The sequence below is a fragment of the Burkholderia sp. A2 genome, from assembly GCF_001729305.1.
In the GTDB taxonomy this organism is placed as follows: Bacteria; Pseudomonadota; Gammaproteobacteria; order Burkholderiales; family Burkholderiaceae; genus Burkholderia; species Burkholderia sola.
The window spans coordinates 84,304-98,023 of the sequence record NZ_LZXX01000101.1; the positions used below are offsets into that span (position 1 = coordinate 84,304).

At 67.3% G+C, this 13,720-nt stretch carries 13 protein-coding genes; 6 read left to right on the forward strand and 7 right to left on the reverse strand.

Annotated elements, in window-relative coordinates:
- Nucleotides 1-24: 24 nt before the first annotated feature.
- On the reverse strand, nucleotides 25-1,548 hold the full coding sequence (gene glpD, locus A9Z05_RS20080; protein ID WP_069619620.1) for a glycerol-3-phosphate dehydrogenase: 1,524 nt from the start codon (nucleotides 1,546-1,548) through the stop codon (nucleotides 25-27).
- A gap of 162 nt (nucleotides 1,549-1,710) precedes the next feature.
- On the opposite strand from glpD, the gene A9Z05_RS20085 reads away from it, so the two are divergent.
- On the forward strand, nucleotides 1,711-2,079 hold the full coding sequence (locus A9Z05_RS20085; RefSeq protein WP_069619621.1) for a hypothetical protein: 369 nt from the start codon (nucleotides 1,711-1,713) through the stop codon (nucleotides 2,077-2,079).
- A 94-nt stretch (nucleotides 2,080-2,173) separates the two neighbouring features.
- Here A9Z05_RS20085 and A9Z05_RS20090 read toward each other — a convergent pair whose 3' ends face one another.
- Nucleotides 2,174-2,371 (reverse strand): hypothetical protein, encoded by a 198-nt coding sequence (locus A9Z05_RS20090; protein ID WP_050014609.1) that lies wholly within the window; start codon nucleotides 2,369-2,371, stop codon nucleotides 2,174-2,176.
- A gap of 300 nt (nucleotides 2,372-2,671) precedes the next feature.
- Complete coding sequence (locus A9Z05_RS20095) at nucleotides 2,672-3,451, reverse strand: DeoR/GlpR family DNA-binding transcription regulator (RefSeq protein WP_069619622.1); 780 nt, start codon at nucleotides 3,449-3,451, stop codon at nucleotides 2,672-2,674.
- Nucleotides 3,452-3,662: 211 nt separating this feature from the next.
- Between A9Z05_RS20095 and A9Z05_RS20100 the strand changes: the two genes are divergently transcribed.
- The 3 genes from A9Z05_RS20100 (at nucleotide 3,663) to A9Z05_RS20110 (ending at nucleotide 7,034) form a co-directional block, all read left to right on the forward strand.
- Nucleotides 3,663-5,303 carry a gamma-glutamyltransferase family protein gene (locus tag A9Z05_RS20100; RefSeq protein WP_069619623.1) on the forward strand — a complete coding sequence of 547 codons (1,641 nt, stop codon included), beginning with the start codon at nucleotides 3,663-3,665 and terminating at the stop codon, nucleotides 5,301-5,303.
- A gap of 326 nt (nucleotides 5,304-5,629) precedes the next feature.
- Entirely contained in the window at nucleotides 5,630-6,457 is an 828-nt protein-coding gene (locus tag A9Z05_RS20105) for a ferritin-like domain-containing protein (RefSeq protein WP_011546143.1), read from the forward strand.
- A 70-nt stretch (nucleotides 6,458-6,527) separates the two neighbouring features.
- Nucleotides 6,528-7,034 (forward strand): hypothetical protein, encoded by a 507-nt coding sequence (locus A9Z05_RS20110; RefSeq protein ID WP_069619624.1) that lies wholly within the window; start codon nucleotides 6,528-6,530, stop codon nucleotides 7,032-7,034.
- Here the strand turns inward: A9Z05_RS20110 and A9Z05_RS20115 are convergent.
- The 3 genes from A9Z05_RS20115 to A9Z05_RS20125 all read right to left on the reverse strand — a co-directional run bounded on the left by A9Z05_RS20115 (nucleotide 7,028) and on the right by A9Z05_RS20125 (nucleotide 10,687).
- Nucleotides 7,028-8,467 (reverse strand): DEAD/DEAH box helicase, encoded by a 1,440-nt coding sequence (locus A9Z05_RS20115; RefSeq protein WP_069619625.1) that lies wholly within the window; start codon nucleotides 8,465-8,467, stop codon nucleotides 7,028-7,030. The genes A9Z05_RS20110 and A9Z05_RS20115 overlap by 7 nt on opposite strands.
- Nucleotides 8,468-8,604: 137 nt before the next feature.
- Nucleotides 8,605-9,903, reverse strand: coding sequence for a cytochrome c (locus A9Z05_RS20120; RefSeq protein WP_006477897.1), 1,299 nt, complete (start codon nucleotides 9,901-9,903; stop codon nucleotides 8,605-8,607).
- A 19-nt stretch (nucleotides 9,904-9,922) separates the two neighbouring features.
- Entirely contained in the window at nucleotides 9,923-10,687 is a 765-nt protein-coding gene (locus tag A9Z05_RS20125) for a c-type cytochrome (RefSeq protein WP_050014600.1), read from the reverse strand.
- A 390-nt stretch (nucleotides 10,688-11,077) separates the two neighbouring features.
- On the opposite strand from A9Z05_RS20125, the gene A9Z05_RS20130 reads away from it, so the two are divergent.
- Complete coding sequence (locus A9Z05_RS20130; RefSeq protein ID WP_069619626.1) at nucleotides 11,078-12,010, forward strand: CopD family protein; 933 nt, start codon at nucleotides 11,078-11,080, stop codon at nucleotides 12,008-12,010.
- Between the two features lie 133 nt (nucleotides 12,011-12,143).
- Here A9Z05_RS20130 and dgoD read toward each other — a convergent pair whose 3' ends face one another.
- Nucleotides 12,144-13,292: a galactonate dehydratase gene (dgoD, locus tag A9Z05_RS20135; RefSeq protein WP_069619627.1), complete on the reverse strand. Its 1,149-nt coding sequence runs from the start codon at nucleotides 13,290-13,292 to the stop codon at nucleotides 12,144-12,146.
- Between the two features lie 145 nt (nucleotides 13,293-13,437).
- Between dgoD and A9Z05_RS37865 the strand changes: the two genes are divergently transcribed.
- Nucleotides 13,438-13,720, forward strand: a 283-nt coding sequence (locus A9Z05_RS37865) for a FadR/GntR family transcriptional regulator (RefSeq protein ID WP_256122039.1), incomplete at its 3' end; no start/stop codon positions are given.

Genomic DNA, 13,720 nt, shown 5'->3' on the forward strand with positions numbered 1-13,720 from the left:
CGGCAACTGCAATGTGCATTCGGGTCAGGCGTGCGGTGCATGCGCGGCGGCGAACCACGCGTCGACCGCGGCGGTCACGGCGTCGAGCGTACCGGGCGCGACGTGCAGGCCGAGCTTCGAGCGGCGCCACAGCACGTCCTGCGCGCAGGTCGCCCATTCGGCGTCGCGCAGGTAGCGCAGTTCGGCGTCGTGGATGCCCGGTGCGATTTCGGCGCCGAGGTCGGCGAGCGACTTCGCGCCGTCGACCACGCGCTCCGCACGCGTGCCGTACGCGCGCGCATAGCGGCGTGCGAGTGCGGCGGGCAACCACGGATGGCGTTTCGCGAACGCGCCGGCGAACACGTCGAACTTCGCATCGGCGATATCGCCTCCCGGCAGCGCGACGCCGGCCGTCCAGGTCTTCGCTTCGCGGCCGAGCGCGCGGCACAGCATGTCGCCGGCTTCTTCCGCGAGCTTGCGGAACGTCGTGATCTTGCCGCCGAACACCGACAGCAGCGGGGCGCCCACGCCGTCGTCGAGTTCGAGGCGATAGTCGCGCGTGACGGCCGACGCATTCGCCGCGTTCTCGTCTTCCAGCAGCGGGCGCACGCCCGAATAGGTCCAGTGCACGTCGGCAGCCGAGATCTTGCGCTTGAAGTAGCGGTTGATCGAATCGCACAGATATTGCGTCTCGTCGCGATCGATCGCGACCTTCGCGGGATCGTTCGTGTATTCGACGTCGGTTGTGCCGATCAGCGTGAAGTCGTGCTCGTACGGAATCGCGAAGATGATCCGCTTGTCCGGGTTCTGGAAGATGTACGCGTGATCGTGATCGAACAGCCGGCGCGTGATGATGTGGCTGCCCTTCACGAGCCGCACGCTGTGATGCGCGCCGCGGCCGAGCGCGCCGTGCAGCACGTCGCCGACCCATGGGCCGGCCGCGTTCGCGATCGCGCGCGCATGCACGACGCGGATCGAACCGTCGGCGTGCTGCAGCCGCGCCTCCCATTCGTCGCCGCGGCGTTCGGCGGAAACGAGTTTCGTGCGGGTGAGGATCTCGGCGCCGCGCTCCTTCGCATCCATCGCGTTCAGCACGACGAGGCGGGCATCGTCGACCCAGCCGTCGGAATACACGAAGCCGCGCTTGATCGAGTCGATCAGCGGCGCGCCGGCCGCATGGCGGCGCATGTCGATGCCGCGCGAGCCGGGCAGCAGTTCGCGTTTCGCGAGGTGATCGTAGAGGAACAGGCCGATGCGGATCAGCCAGGCCGGGCGCAGGTTCGGCATGTGCGGCATCACGAAGCGCAGCGGCCACATGATGTGCGGCGCCGCGCGCAGCAGCGTCTCGCGCTCCTGCAGCGCCTTGCGCACCAGTCCGAACTCGTTGTACTCGAGATAACGCAGGCCGCCGTGAATCAGCTTCGTGCTGGACGACGACGTGTGCGACGCGAGGTCGTCCTGCTCGCAGAGCATGACCGACAGGCCGCGGCCGGCCGCGTCGCGCGCGATCCCCGCGCCGTTGATGCCGCCGCCGACGACGAGCAGATCGTAGCGATTCGGTTGGGTCACCTGCTGTCCTTATCGTCTGTTGAAATGAGGCGAACATGAAATGTTCGAATTCGAAATTTAACGAACGAAATCGAAAAAGTAAAGTTCGAAAAAGCGGGGCCAGTAGCGCGCGACACGATCCCGGACGATACTGGCGAAATCGACCGTTTCGCGAGGTGAATCATGCGTATTGGGATGTGGGCCGGCGTGTGCGCCATCCTTCTGGCGGGGTGCGGCGCGGGTACGCCGCCGCTCGCCGGCAATTGGCGCGCGCCGTCGTTCGTCGACCTGCAGACGTCGTGCGGCGGCGCCGCGCGCGACTGGGGCGCGGACGCGCAGCCGGTCTATTCGACGCTGTACGACGCGTACGTCGCGAAACGCTATCGCGGGCTGACCGAAGCAAACTATTGTGCGTTCGTAAACGAACTTTCGACCCACTATGTGGCGCCTGACGCGGCGGCACGCGCGGGCTGGATCGCGTATTTCAACGACGCACGCGCACAGGCCATCAGCTGGCGGGCGGCGGTCGATCCGACGCTGCGCGGCGGTTGAAGCCGGCGGCGGCGAACGGGCAGGCGGGAGGCGGGAACGATCGCGCGGCCGGATGCCGGCCGCGCGATCAGGTCAAGGTCGGGAACAGCGGGGCTTACGAATAGCGGTACTTGACGGATCGCAGCGTGGCGTCGCCGGTCTCGGTCACGCAGTATCTGCGCCCCGAGCCGAGCCCTTCCAGGCGGACGAGCTGTTGTTCGAGCAGGATGTCCAGTTCATCCCGATCCATGTCGCGCTGATCAGGCGCGTCCTTCACAAGCAAGAGCGTGGCGAATTCATGCGGACTCAGCATCGTTCTCTCCATGGCAATCGGACTGCCCGCGCGGCCGGCGCATACGCCGACGCGCGATACCCGCGGGGGTATGGCTTGGGGGGAAAGCTGTATTCGCCGGCCCTGCAATTCGCACCGCCCTGGCACAGGCGGATCGGCGAACGGGCCGGGGAACTGGAGTCTAGTCGAGCCCGCACGCAACGACAAATCGTGCCCCGTTAATTTTCCGTTTGACAGAAGCGCATGCCACAAGCGGTTCGTGCGCGGCGCCAACTTCTTGATTTCACTTGAAGTTTCAGGTGCGGTGCAGCATCGCGACCGTCATTCCGCGACGTACACCTGGGTGCCGGCGGCGGCCACCGTGTCGTCCATCTCGGGCGGCAGCGGCTTGTCGGTGAAGAGCGCGTGCACCTGGCTCAGATGGCCCTGGCGCACGAGCGCCGGGCGGCCGACCTTCGAATGATCGGTGACGAGGTAGACCGTGCGCGCATGCTGCATGATCGCCTCGGCGACGCGCACCTCGCGCGTGTCGAAATCGCGCAGCGTGCCGTCGGCCTCGATCGCCGACGTGCCGATGATCGCGTAGTCGACCTTGAACTGCCGGATGAAGTCGATCGCGAGCTCGCCGACGATGCCCTTGTCCCACGGCCGCACGATGCCGCCCGTGATCAGCACCTCGCAGTCGGGATAGCCGCTCATCATCGACGCGACGTTCAGGTTGTTCGTGATCACGTGCAGCCCGTGATGGCGGTTCAGCGCGCGCGCGACTTCCTCGGTCGTCGTGCCGAGGTTGATGAACAGCGACGCCTGGTCGGGGATGTGCGACGCCGCGAGCGCCGCGATGCGCCGCTTCTCGTCGTGGAACATCCGCTGGCGCGCGGTGTACGACACGTTCTCCGAGCTGGTCGGCAAGCTCGCGCCACCATGGTAGCGGCGCAGCAGGTTCAGGTCGGCGAGCCAGTTCACGTCGCGGCGGATCGTCTGCGGCGTGACCGCGAAGTGCGCGGCGAGATCGTCGACGGTCACGAAGCCGTCGCGCTGCACCCATTCGAGCAATTCCTGCTGGCGCGCGTTGAGGGTGAGGCGGGGATCTCGGGTCATGGCTCGATGGTCGTGTCGTGAGACGGAGCGGGTATTGTAAGGGCGGCAACGGCGTTCGGCCGGCCTGCCGGACATCGGCGCGCACGATTCATGCGGAAACTACATGGATTCATGTGACAAATGAATTTGTGCGATCGCGCCGATCGCGCTGGAATGGCGGATTGCCCGCTCGCGCGGGCCCGTTCATTCAGCTTTCGACGAGGTGGTCTCGATGAGTGGCTTCAACTGGCACAACCCGTATCCGTCGACCCGTATTCCGGTGTTCGCGCGCAATGTCGTGTCGACGTCGCACCCGCTTGCCGCGCAGGCCGGGCTGCGGATGCTGTGGAAGGGCGGCAACGCGGTCGACGCGGCGCTGGCCGCGGCCGCCGCGATCACGGTCGTCGAGCCCGTGTCGTGCGGGCTCGGCGGCGATGCGTTCGCGCTCGTCTGGGATGGCGAGCGACTGTCGGGGCTCAACGCATCGGGCGTCGCGCCGGCCGCATGGAACGTCGACTACTTCCGCAAGCGCCACGGCGAGGATGCGCGCGGCATCGCGAACAAGCCGACGCGCGGCTGGGACACCGTTACCGTGCCGGGCGTGATCGCGGGCTGGGAAGCGCTGCACGCGAAGTTCGGTTCGCTGCCGTTCGCGGACCTGCTCGAGCCGGCGATCGAGATCGCGGAGCGCGGCTATTCGGTGCCGCCGATCGTCGCGCACAAGTGGGCGGCGGCCGTCCCCGAACTGCAGGGGCTGCCCGGTTTCGCGGACACCTTCATGCCGCTTGGCCGCGCGCCGCTCGTCGGCGAACGCGTGTGCCTGCCCGGTCATGCGCAGACGCTGCGCACGCTCGCGAAGGACGGCGCGCGGGCGTTCTACGAAGGCGCGCTCGCCGAGCGTATCGCCGCGTTCGCGCGCGAAGGCGGCGGCGCGCTGACCGAAGCCGACCTGCGCGCGTACCGGCCGGAATGGGTCGAGCCGATCGGCAAGCGTTTCGGCCGTCACACGATTCACGAGATCCCGCCGAACGGGCAGGGCATTGCCGCGCTGATCGCGCTCGGCATCGCCGAGCATGCGGGCGTGACCGAGTGGCCGGTCGACTCGGTCGATTCGCAGCATCTGCAGATCGAGGCGATGAAACTCGCGTTCGCGGACGTCTATCGCTACGTCGCCGATCCGCGCGCGATGGACGTCACGCCCGAACAGATGCTCGACGATGCGTATCTCGCCGAACGCGCGAAGCTGATCGATCGCGCGCGTGCGACGCACTTCGCCGCCGGCCGTCCGCGTTCGGGCGGCACGATCTACCTGTCGGCGGCCGACGAGCGCGGGATGATGGTGAGCTTCATCCAGTCGAACTACATGGGCTTCGGCTCGGGGCTCGTCGTGCCCGGCACCGGCATTGCGCTGCAGAACCGCGGGCACGGCTTCTCGATGGACCCGGCTTCGCCGAACGTCGTCGCGGGCGGCAAGCGGCCGTTCCACACGATCATCCCGGCGTTCGTCACCGAGGAGGCCGACGGCCGCACCGAGGCCGTGATGAGCTTCGGCGTGATGGGCGGCGACATGCAGCCGCAGGGCCACCTGCAGACCATCGTGCGGATGCTCGGCTATGGCCAGCAGCCGCAGGCCGCGTGTTGCGCGCCGCGCTGGAAGGTCAACCGCGACTTCACGCTCGACGTCGAGGCGACGATGAACCGCGCGACGGTCGACGCGCTGGCCGCCCGCGGCCATACGATCCAGTCGATCGACGATCCTTACATGGATTTCGGTTCGGGGCAGTTCGTGTGGCGCCTCGATCCCGACGATCCGGAGCGCGGCTACGTGGCCGCGAGCGACAGCCGGCGCGACGGGCTCGCGGCCGGTTTCTGACGGATCGCTTCCAGCTCGCGCTGCAGTTTTTCCCCATCACGGGCGGCCCGGCGGCCGCCCGTTTCGTTTGGCGCGCCGCATACCATCGAACGCGCGCAAGCGGTTTGAAGGACTCGTCTAACGAACGGCAACAGACGCCGTGGAACTGCGCTCGTCGGGTATGGTCAGTGCTCTGGAGCACGAACTTCAAAGTCCGGCTAAGATGCCAGGATGGTTCGGCCGGACCGACTCACTATAAACGCAAGTAAAACGCCGCCTGCGGATCGGCTGGCGCCTGTGCCCCAAGCATGGGCCGGCCTCCGCGCGACGACTGGGAGCGCACTACCATGGACACCAAAACGACGCATGTGATGCCGTGGCGTATCGAGGACATCGACCTGAACCGGATCGATCGCCAGCGTGCCGCCGCGAACGAGGATCTGCTGCTGCTGCTGTGCGCGTCGTCGTTCATCGAGAGCGGCTCGGATCTCTATACGAGCAATCTGAGCGAATTCTTCAATGACGATCCGGAAGTCTCCGCATGGCTCAACAATGCATGGGAGCCCGAAGAATTGCAGCACGGCCGCGCACTGAAGGCGTACATCGCGCACGTGTGGCCCGAGTTCGACTGGGATACGGCCTTCGCGAATTTCTTCGCCGAGTATTCGAAGACCTGTTCGGTCGAGGCGTTCGAAAAAACCCGCGCGCTCGAAATGGTCGCGCGCTGCGTCGTCGAGACGGGCACGGCCACGCTCTATCGCGCGATCAACGAATGCTCGGACGAGCCGGTGCTGAAGGAAATCACCGACAACATCCGCACGGACGAAGTGCGTCACTACAAGCACTTCTTCAAGTTCTTCAAGAAGTACAACCAGGTCGAAGGCAACGGCCGGCTCGCGGTGCTCGGTGCGCTCGCGCGCCGCGTGATGGAAATCAAGAACGAGGATTCCGAGATCGCGCTGCGCCACGTGTTCGCGATCCGCTATCCGGACCGCGTCGGCGACAGCCAGTACAACCGCGAGCGCGCCGCGCGCATCAATTCGCTGGTCCGCCGTAACCTGTCGGCCGACATGTGCGTGAAGATGCTGCTCAAGCCGCTCGACCTGCCCGCGAAGATCCAGCCGGGCGTCCACTATCCGCTCACGAAGATCACGCGGCACGTTTTCCTGCGCTGATCGCCGCGGCGCGGCCCGTCGCGCGTATGCTGGCACTTCCTCATCCGATCCGCAGCCGGGCCACGCCATCATGACCGATACCCATCGCCACGCACTCGAACAATGGACGTTCGACGCGTGGCCGTCCGCCGTCGTGTCGCTGTTCGACGGCACCGCGCTCGAGCGTCACGCGGACATCGCCGCGTCGCTGATCGTCGCGACCGACGATGGCCAGCTGCGCACGACGCTGCTCGGCGTCGGCGAGATCTATGCGCACGATGCGCGCACGCTGCTGATCGCGCTCTGGCCGCAGTCGCGGGCGGCGCGCGCGATCGCGCAACGGCGTATGGCCGCGTTGACGCTCGTCGCGGACGGTGCGTTCTTTCAGGCGCAACTGGAGATGATGCCGCTCGAAGGGGATGTCGGCGGACTGGCCGGATTCGCTGCGACGATCGCGCACGGCGATGCGCAGCGGGTCGGCTATGCGCGTCTCGCGACAGGCGTCACGTTCACGCTGGAAGGGGAGCGCGCCGCGGTGCTCGCACGCTGGCAACGCCAGATCGAGCACCTGCGGCGCGCGGCCGCGCGGCTTCAGTGACCGCGCTGGCCGCTGCGCGACGAACGGTTGCGGTTCGGATGCGCGGCGTTGCCGCTTGCCGGGCGGGCGCCGTTGCCGCCGCCTGCCGGACGTCCGCCGCCATTGCCACCGGCACCGGCGCCGCCTTGCGTGCGCGGCTTCGCGGCCTTCTGCTGCGTCGCCTTCGGTTGTGCGTTGCCGTCGCGTTTCGCGGCAGGCTGGCCTGAGCCGCCGGCACGCGGCTGGCGATTGCCGCCGCCGCGCGGTTGCTGCTGGCCGCGGCGCTGCTGGATCGGCTCCGGTTTCGCGTTCGGATCGGGTTCGAAGCCCGCGATCACTTCCTGCGGGATCTCGCGCTTGATCAGCCGCTCGATGTCGCGCAGCAACTGCTTCTCGTCGACGCACACGAGCGACACGGCTTCGCCGGTCGCGCCGGCGCGGCCCGTGCGGCCGATCCGGTGCACGTAATCCTCGGGCACGTTCGGCAGGTCGAAGTTGACGACGTGCGGCAACTGGTCGATGTCGATCCCGCGCGCGGCGATATCGGTCGCGACGAGCACCTGCAGCGTGCTGTTCTTGAACTCGGCCAGCGCGCGCGTACGCGCCGACTGGCTCTTGTTGCCGTGGATCGCCATCGCGCTGATGCCGTCCTTCGTCAACTGCTCGGCGAGCCGGTTCGCGCCGTGCTTGGTGCGCGTGAACACCAGCACCTGGAACCAGTTGTGTTCGCGGATCAGGTGCGTGAGCAGCTCGCGCTTGCGGTCGCGGTCGACCGGGTGGATCTTCTGCGCGACGCTCTCGGCGGTCGTGTTGCGGCGGGCGACCTCGATCAGCGCGGGCGAGTCGAGCAGGCTGTCGGCGAGCGCCTTGATTTCATCGGAGAAAGTGGCCGAGAACAGCAGGTTCTGGCGCTGCGGCGGCAGCTTCGCGAGCACGCGCTTGATGTCGTGGATGAACCCCATGTCGAGCATCCGGTCGGCTTCGTCGAGCACGAGGATGTCGAGATCCGACAGGTCGATGGTCTTCTGCTGCATGTGGTCGAGCAGGCGCCCCGGCGTCGCGACGACGATGTCGACGCCGCGCTTGAGCGCATCAATCTGCGGATTGATGCTGACGCCGCCGAACATCACGGTCGAACGCAGCTTCAGGTACTTGCTGTACGCGCGCACGCTTTCCTCGACCTGGGCGGCGAGTTCGCGCGTCGGCGTGAGGATCAGCGCGCGGACCGCGCGCTTCGCGCCACGGTGCTCCGCGTAGAACGTGTGCAGGCGTTGCAGGATCGGCAGCGTGAAGCCGGCGGTCTTGCCGGTGCCGGTTTGCGCGCCGGCGAGCAGGTCGCCGCCGCCGAGGACGGCCGGGATCGCCTGCTGCTGGATCGGGGTCGGCGACGTGTAGCCGAGCTCGTTGACCGCCTTGACCAGCGGTTCGGCCAGGCCGAGAGATTCGAAAGACATAGATACCACTCTTGAGTTTTATGATCGGCGATGCGTCGCGCGGCCCGCGCGTCAAACCTGCATCGCAAAACAGCCAAAAAGCAAAAGGGCGCGGCCGCGGTTTCCCGCAGCCGCGCCCCGTTTGTGTGAGCCGCTTCTTAGTCGAGCGGCGCGGAACGCAGATCGCTCACCTGTTGCGGCGAGATCGGCGTACCGTTGTTACCCCAAGACATCCGGATATACGTGACGACCGCCGCGACTTCCTGGTTCGACAGCGACTGCGCGAACGGCGGCATCCCGTACGGACGCGGATTCTTGAACGTGCTCGGCGGATAGCCGCCATTCAGCACCATGCGGATCGGGTTGACGGCCGATTCCATCATGATCGAGTGGTTGCCCGCGAGCGGCGGATAGGCCGGCGGCTTGCCCGCGCCGGTCTCGGCGTGGCAGGTCGCGCAGTTGTCCGCGTAGATCTTCTTGCCCTGGTCGAACAGCGCGTTGCCGAACTGCTTCGACGGCTCGTACTGCATGTTCTTCGGCGCTTCAGCCTTCTGCGGGATCGACTTCAGGTACGTCGACATCGCGCGCGTATCTTCGTCGGTCATGTACTGCAGGCTGTTGTGGACCACGTCCGCCATCGGGCCGAATACCGCACCCTTCTGCGACACGCCGGCTTGCAGCAGGTCGGACAGCTCCTGCACGTGCCAGTCGCCGAGGCCGAGTTCCTTGTCGTTCGTCAGCGACGGCGCATACCAGTTCTGCAGCGGGATCAGGCCGCCGGCGAACGCCGACGAGCTCACCGGGCCGCCCATCATGTTGATCGACGTGTGGCACATCGAGCAGTGGCCGAGGCCTTCGACGAGATACGCGCCGCGGTTCCATTCGACCGACTTCGTCGGATCCGGCTTGTATTCGCCTTCCTTGAAGAACAGCGTGCGCCAGCCGATCAGCAGGTTGCGGTTGTTGAACGGGAACTTCAGTTCGTGCGGACGGCTCGGCACCGACACCGGCGGGACCGAACGCAGGTACGCGTAGATCGCGTCCGAATCGGCGCGCGTGACCTTCGTGTAGCTCGCGAACGGGAAACCCGGGTACAGCAGGCTGCCGTCCTTCGAGCGACCCGTGTGCATTGCACGGTAGAAGTCGTCCGACGTCCACTTGCCGATACCGTTCTGGTCGTCGGGCGTGATGTTCGGCGTGTACATCGTGCCGAACGGCGTCGCCATCGGCAGGCCGCCCGCGAACGACTTGCCGCCGCGCACGGTGTGGCACGCGATACAGTCGCCGACGCGCGCGAGGTATTCGCCCTTCTTGATCAGCGCGGCCTGGTCGGCCGGCGTGGCCGCGACGGCGGCAGCGCCGTGCAGCGTGTCGTTGCCCGGCCACAGGACCGGCACGAGGGCGGCAGCCGCGACGATCGCGACGGCCGAGAGTGCAAACAGGGACTTGCGTTTCATTGTGTCTGTCTCCCTTGCCTTATTGCGGTTCGCTGCCGCAGGCGAGCGGAGTCTTCATCGAACGCGCCGGGGCCGGCACGGGGTTGGCGGGCGCCGGTTGCGCGGCGAGCCACGCGGTCACGGCCGTCACGTCTTCGTCGGAAAGCTTCGCGGCGATGTCGTGCATGCAATCGGGCGCCTTCGCGTGGCGGTTGCCCGAGCGCCATGCGCCGAGCTGCGCGCTCAGGTAATCGGCGTGCAGGCCGACGAGGCCCGGGATCGCCGGCTGCATGCCGGTCAGCCCTGCGCCGTGGCAGGCCACGCAGGCCGGCAGCTTGCGCGACGGGTCGCCTTGCGTGACGAGCTGCTTGCCGCGTGCGAGCGTCGCGGCCGGCAGCGTCGGCTTCGCCGGCGTCGGGTACGGCGGACGTTCGGCCGAGAAGTGCTCGGCGATTTCCTTCAGGTAATCGTCGTTCAGGTACGTCAGCAGATAGTTCATCGGCGGGTACTTGCGCCGGCCGTCGCGGAAGTTGACGAGCTGGTTGTACAGGTACTCGGCCGGCTTGCCGGCAAGACGCGGGAAGTAGTCGTTGTCCGTGCCCTGGCCGTGGACGCCGTGGCATGCGGTACAGCCGCGCACGCGCTCGGCCATGGTATCGGGTGCCTTGAGCGGCGCCTGCTGGGCGTGCGCTTGCTCCGTGGGCTTGGTCTGCGCTTGGGCAGCGCTCATAAGGCCCGCGCCGCCGATCATCAGAACGGCGAGCAGCGGACGGAAGAGGCGTCTTGAAGACACACGAGACTCCATGTTTATTCGTCGGGGACCTTGTCCGGGCTACGATCGGCTCGGCGCATGGACGGCAGGACAGCCGGGCTGCTGCGACGCGGCATTCTATCATCGATGGGTAATGACGGCTATTTGGCAAAAGGACATCGGTTCCTGTCCGTTTGCGACTTGCGACAATTTGACGCGCATTGCGCCGGCGTCATGTGAACCGGCGTGCGTTTTCCCCATCGAAGACCGTACACTCGCGGGTCGCGCGGCGCCGCCTCCGCCGCAGGTCCAGTCGTTTCTCCCGTTTCCGGATTCATCGATGACGTTTTCTACCGTGCCGTTGCCTGCCTCCCGCTGTCCGTCCCGCCGTCCGCCCCGTTGCCGCCGCACTGCCGGCCTGCCGCTTGCGGGAGGGCGTGCGCGATGAAGTTCGACAGCTTGTGGATCGGTCAGGTCGCGCTCGCGGCGCTGATGGATGCGGCGTTCGCGATGGCGGTCGGCTCGGCGCTGTTCAAGGCGTGGCTCGGCAAGGACGGCGCGCGGCCGGTCATCGCGCCGTCGCACCCCGCATGGCTGCGCGCGCAACATTCGCTCGTCGCGGCGGCGCTGGCGCTCGTGCTCGCCGATCTCGGCTGGCTCGTCTACGAAGCCGCGGCGATGAGCGGCGCGGGGCTCGGCGGCGCGTTCGCCGCGATTCCCGTCATGCTGATGCAGACGCATACGGGATTCGCGTGGAGCGTCGCGTTCGCCGGCGCGGTGCTGCTCGCGATCGTCGCGCTCGCGAAGCCGGACGGCCCGGTCGCGCATGCGGTGCTGTGGCTCGCCGTGATCGTGGTCGCGGCCGGCAAGGCGTCGCTCGGCCATGCGGCCGATAGCGGCGTGCTGTCCGCGGCGGTCGGCGTGCAGACGCTGCACCTGCTGGCCACCGCCGTGTGGGGCGGCCTCGTGCTCGCGGGCGGGCTCGCGGTGCTGCCGGCGCTCGGGACGTCGGTCGCGCGCGGCGCATTGATCCGCATCGGCCAGCACCTGTCGCGCACGTCGATCGTCGCGGTCGTCTTCGTGCTCGGCACCGGCGTGCTCAACGCGATCCGCGGGCTCGGCGGCTCGCTCGCGCCGCTCGACGGCAGCACGTGGGGGCGCGTGTTGCTGCTGAAGCTGCTGCTCGTCGCGCTCGCGCTCGTGCTCGGCGGGCTCAACCGCTTCTCGGCGCTGCCGCGCCTGCGCCGCACCGCGTCGACCGAGGACGCGTACACGTTCCGCAACATCCTGCATCTCGAAGGGATGACGATGATTGGCGTGTTCGTCGCGGCGGCCGTGCTGTCGTTCAGCGTGCCGGGGTTCGCGGCGCTCGGCTGACGGCCGAACGGCGCAGGGCGGGGCGCCGCATGCGTGGTACGGATGCAAGAACGGCCGCCGTGTCGGGGCGGCCGTGTCGAACGCACTGCGCGGCGCGCGCCGCGCCACACATCTTTCTTATCTCAAGCGTTCATCACCACTCGGCGACGCTGCCGTCCGCGTGGCGCCACACCGGGTTGCGCCAGCGATGGCCGGTCTTCGCCATCTCGCGCACCTTCTCCTCGTTCACGTCGATGCCGAGCCCCGGGCCTTGCGGGATCGCGACGAAGCCGTCCTCGTAGCGGAACACCTCGGGATTGCGCAGATAGTCGAGCAGGTCGTTGCCCTGGTTGTAATGGATGCCGAGGCTCTGTTCCTGGATGAACGCGTTGTAGCTGACCGCGTCGAGCTGCAGGCACGCGGCGAGCGCGATCGGCCCGAGCGGGCAATGCAGCGCGAGCGCGACGTCGTAGCTTTCCGCGAGCGTCGCGATCTTGCGGCACTCGGTGATGCCGCCGGCGTGCGATGCGTCCGGCTGGATGATGTCGACGTAGCCGCCCGCGAGGATGTGCTTGAAGTCCCAGCGGGAGTAGAGCCGCTCGCCGAGCGCGATCGGTGCGTTGGTCTGGTTGACGATGTCGCGCAGCGCCTCGGCATTCTCCGACAGCACCGGTTCCTCGATGAACATCAGCTTGTACGGATCGAGTTCCTTCGCGAGCACCTTCGCCATCGGCTTGTGCACGCGGCCGTGGAAGTCGACGCCGATCCCGACGTGCGGGCCGACCGCATCGCGCACCGCCGCGACGTTCGCGATCACCTGCTCGACCTTGTCGTAGGTGTCGACGATCTGCAGCTCCTCGGAGCCGTTCATCTTCACGGCCTTGAAGCCGCGTTCGACCACCGCGCGTGCGTTGTTCGCGACGTCGCTCGGCCGATCGCCGCCGATCCACGAATACACCTTGATGCGATCGCGCACCTGGCCGCCGAGCAGCGCATGCACGGGCACGCCGTGATGCTTGCCCTTGATGTCCCACAGCGCCTGGTCGACGCCCGCGATCGCGCTCATCATGATCGGGCCGCCGCGGTAGAAGCCGGCGCGGTACATCACCTGCCAGTGATCCTCGATCAAGAGCGGGTCGCGGCCGACGAGATAGTCGGCCAGTTCGTGCACGGCGGCCTCGACCGTGTGCGCGCGGCCTTCGACGACCGGCTCGCCCCAGCCGATGATGCCCTCGTCGGTTTCGATCTTGAGGAACAGCCACCGGGGCGGGACGACGAACGTTTCGAGGCGGGTGATTTTCATGACGCGTGTCTCCATGATTGACCGGCGCGCCCGCGCGGGCGCGGCGCACGATCCGTGCTTTCGCGGTTATCCTAGCGTAGTCGAACAAAAAATAGTATTAATAGCATTAATGTGCAGATAGTGGGCAGCCGCCCGACGGAGAACGATCATTCAACGCGACCTGCATGGACAGACGGCCTTCCGGCTCGCGACGGCGATCCTGCGCGGCGACTATCCGCCCGAATCGCTGCTGCCGAGGGAACCCGACCTGATGGAGATGTACGGCGTGAGCCGCACGGTGATGCGCGAGGCGCTGCGCACGCTGACGTCGAAGGGGCTGGTCGAATCGCGGCCGAAGGTCGGCACGCGCGTGCGGCCGCGCCGTGCGTGGAACCTGCTCGATGCCGACCTGCTCGACTGGTATGCGCGGGTCGCGCCGCCGCTCGCGT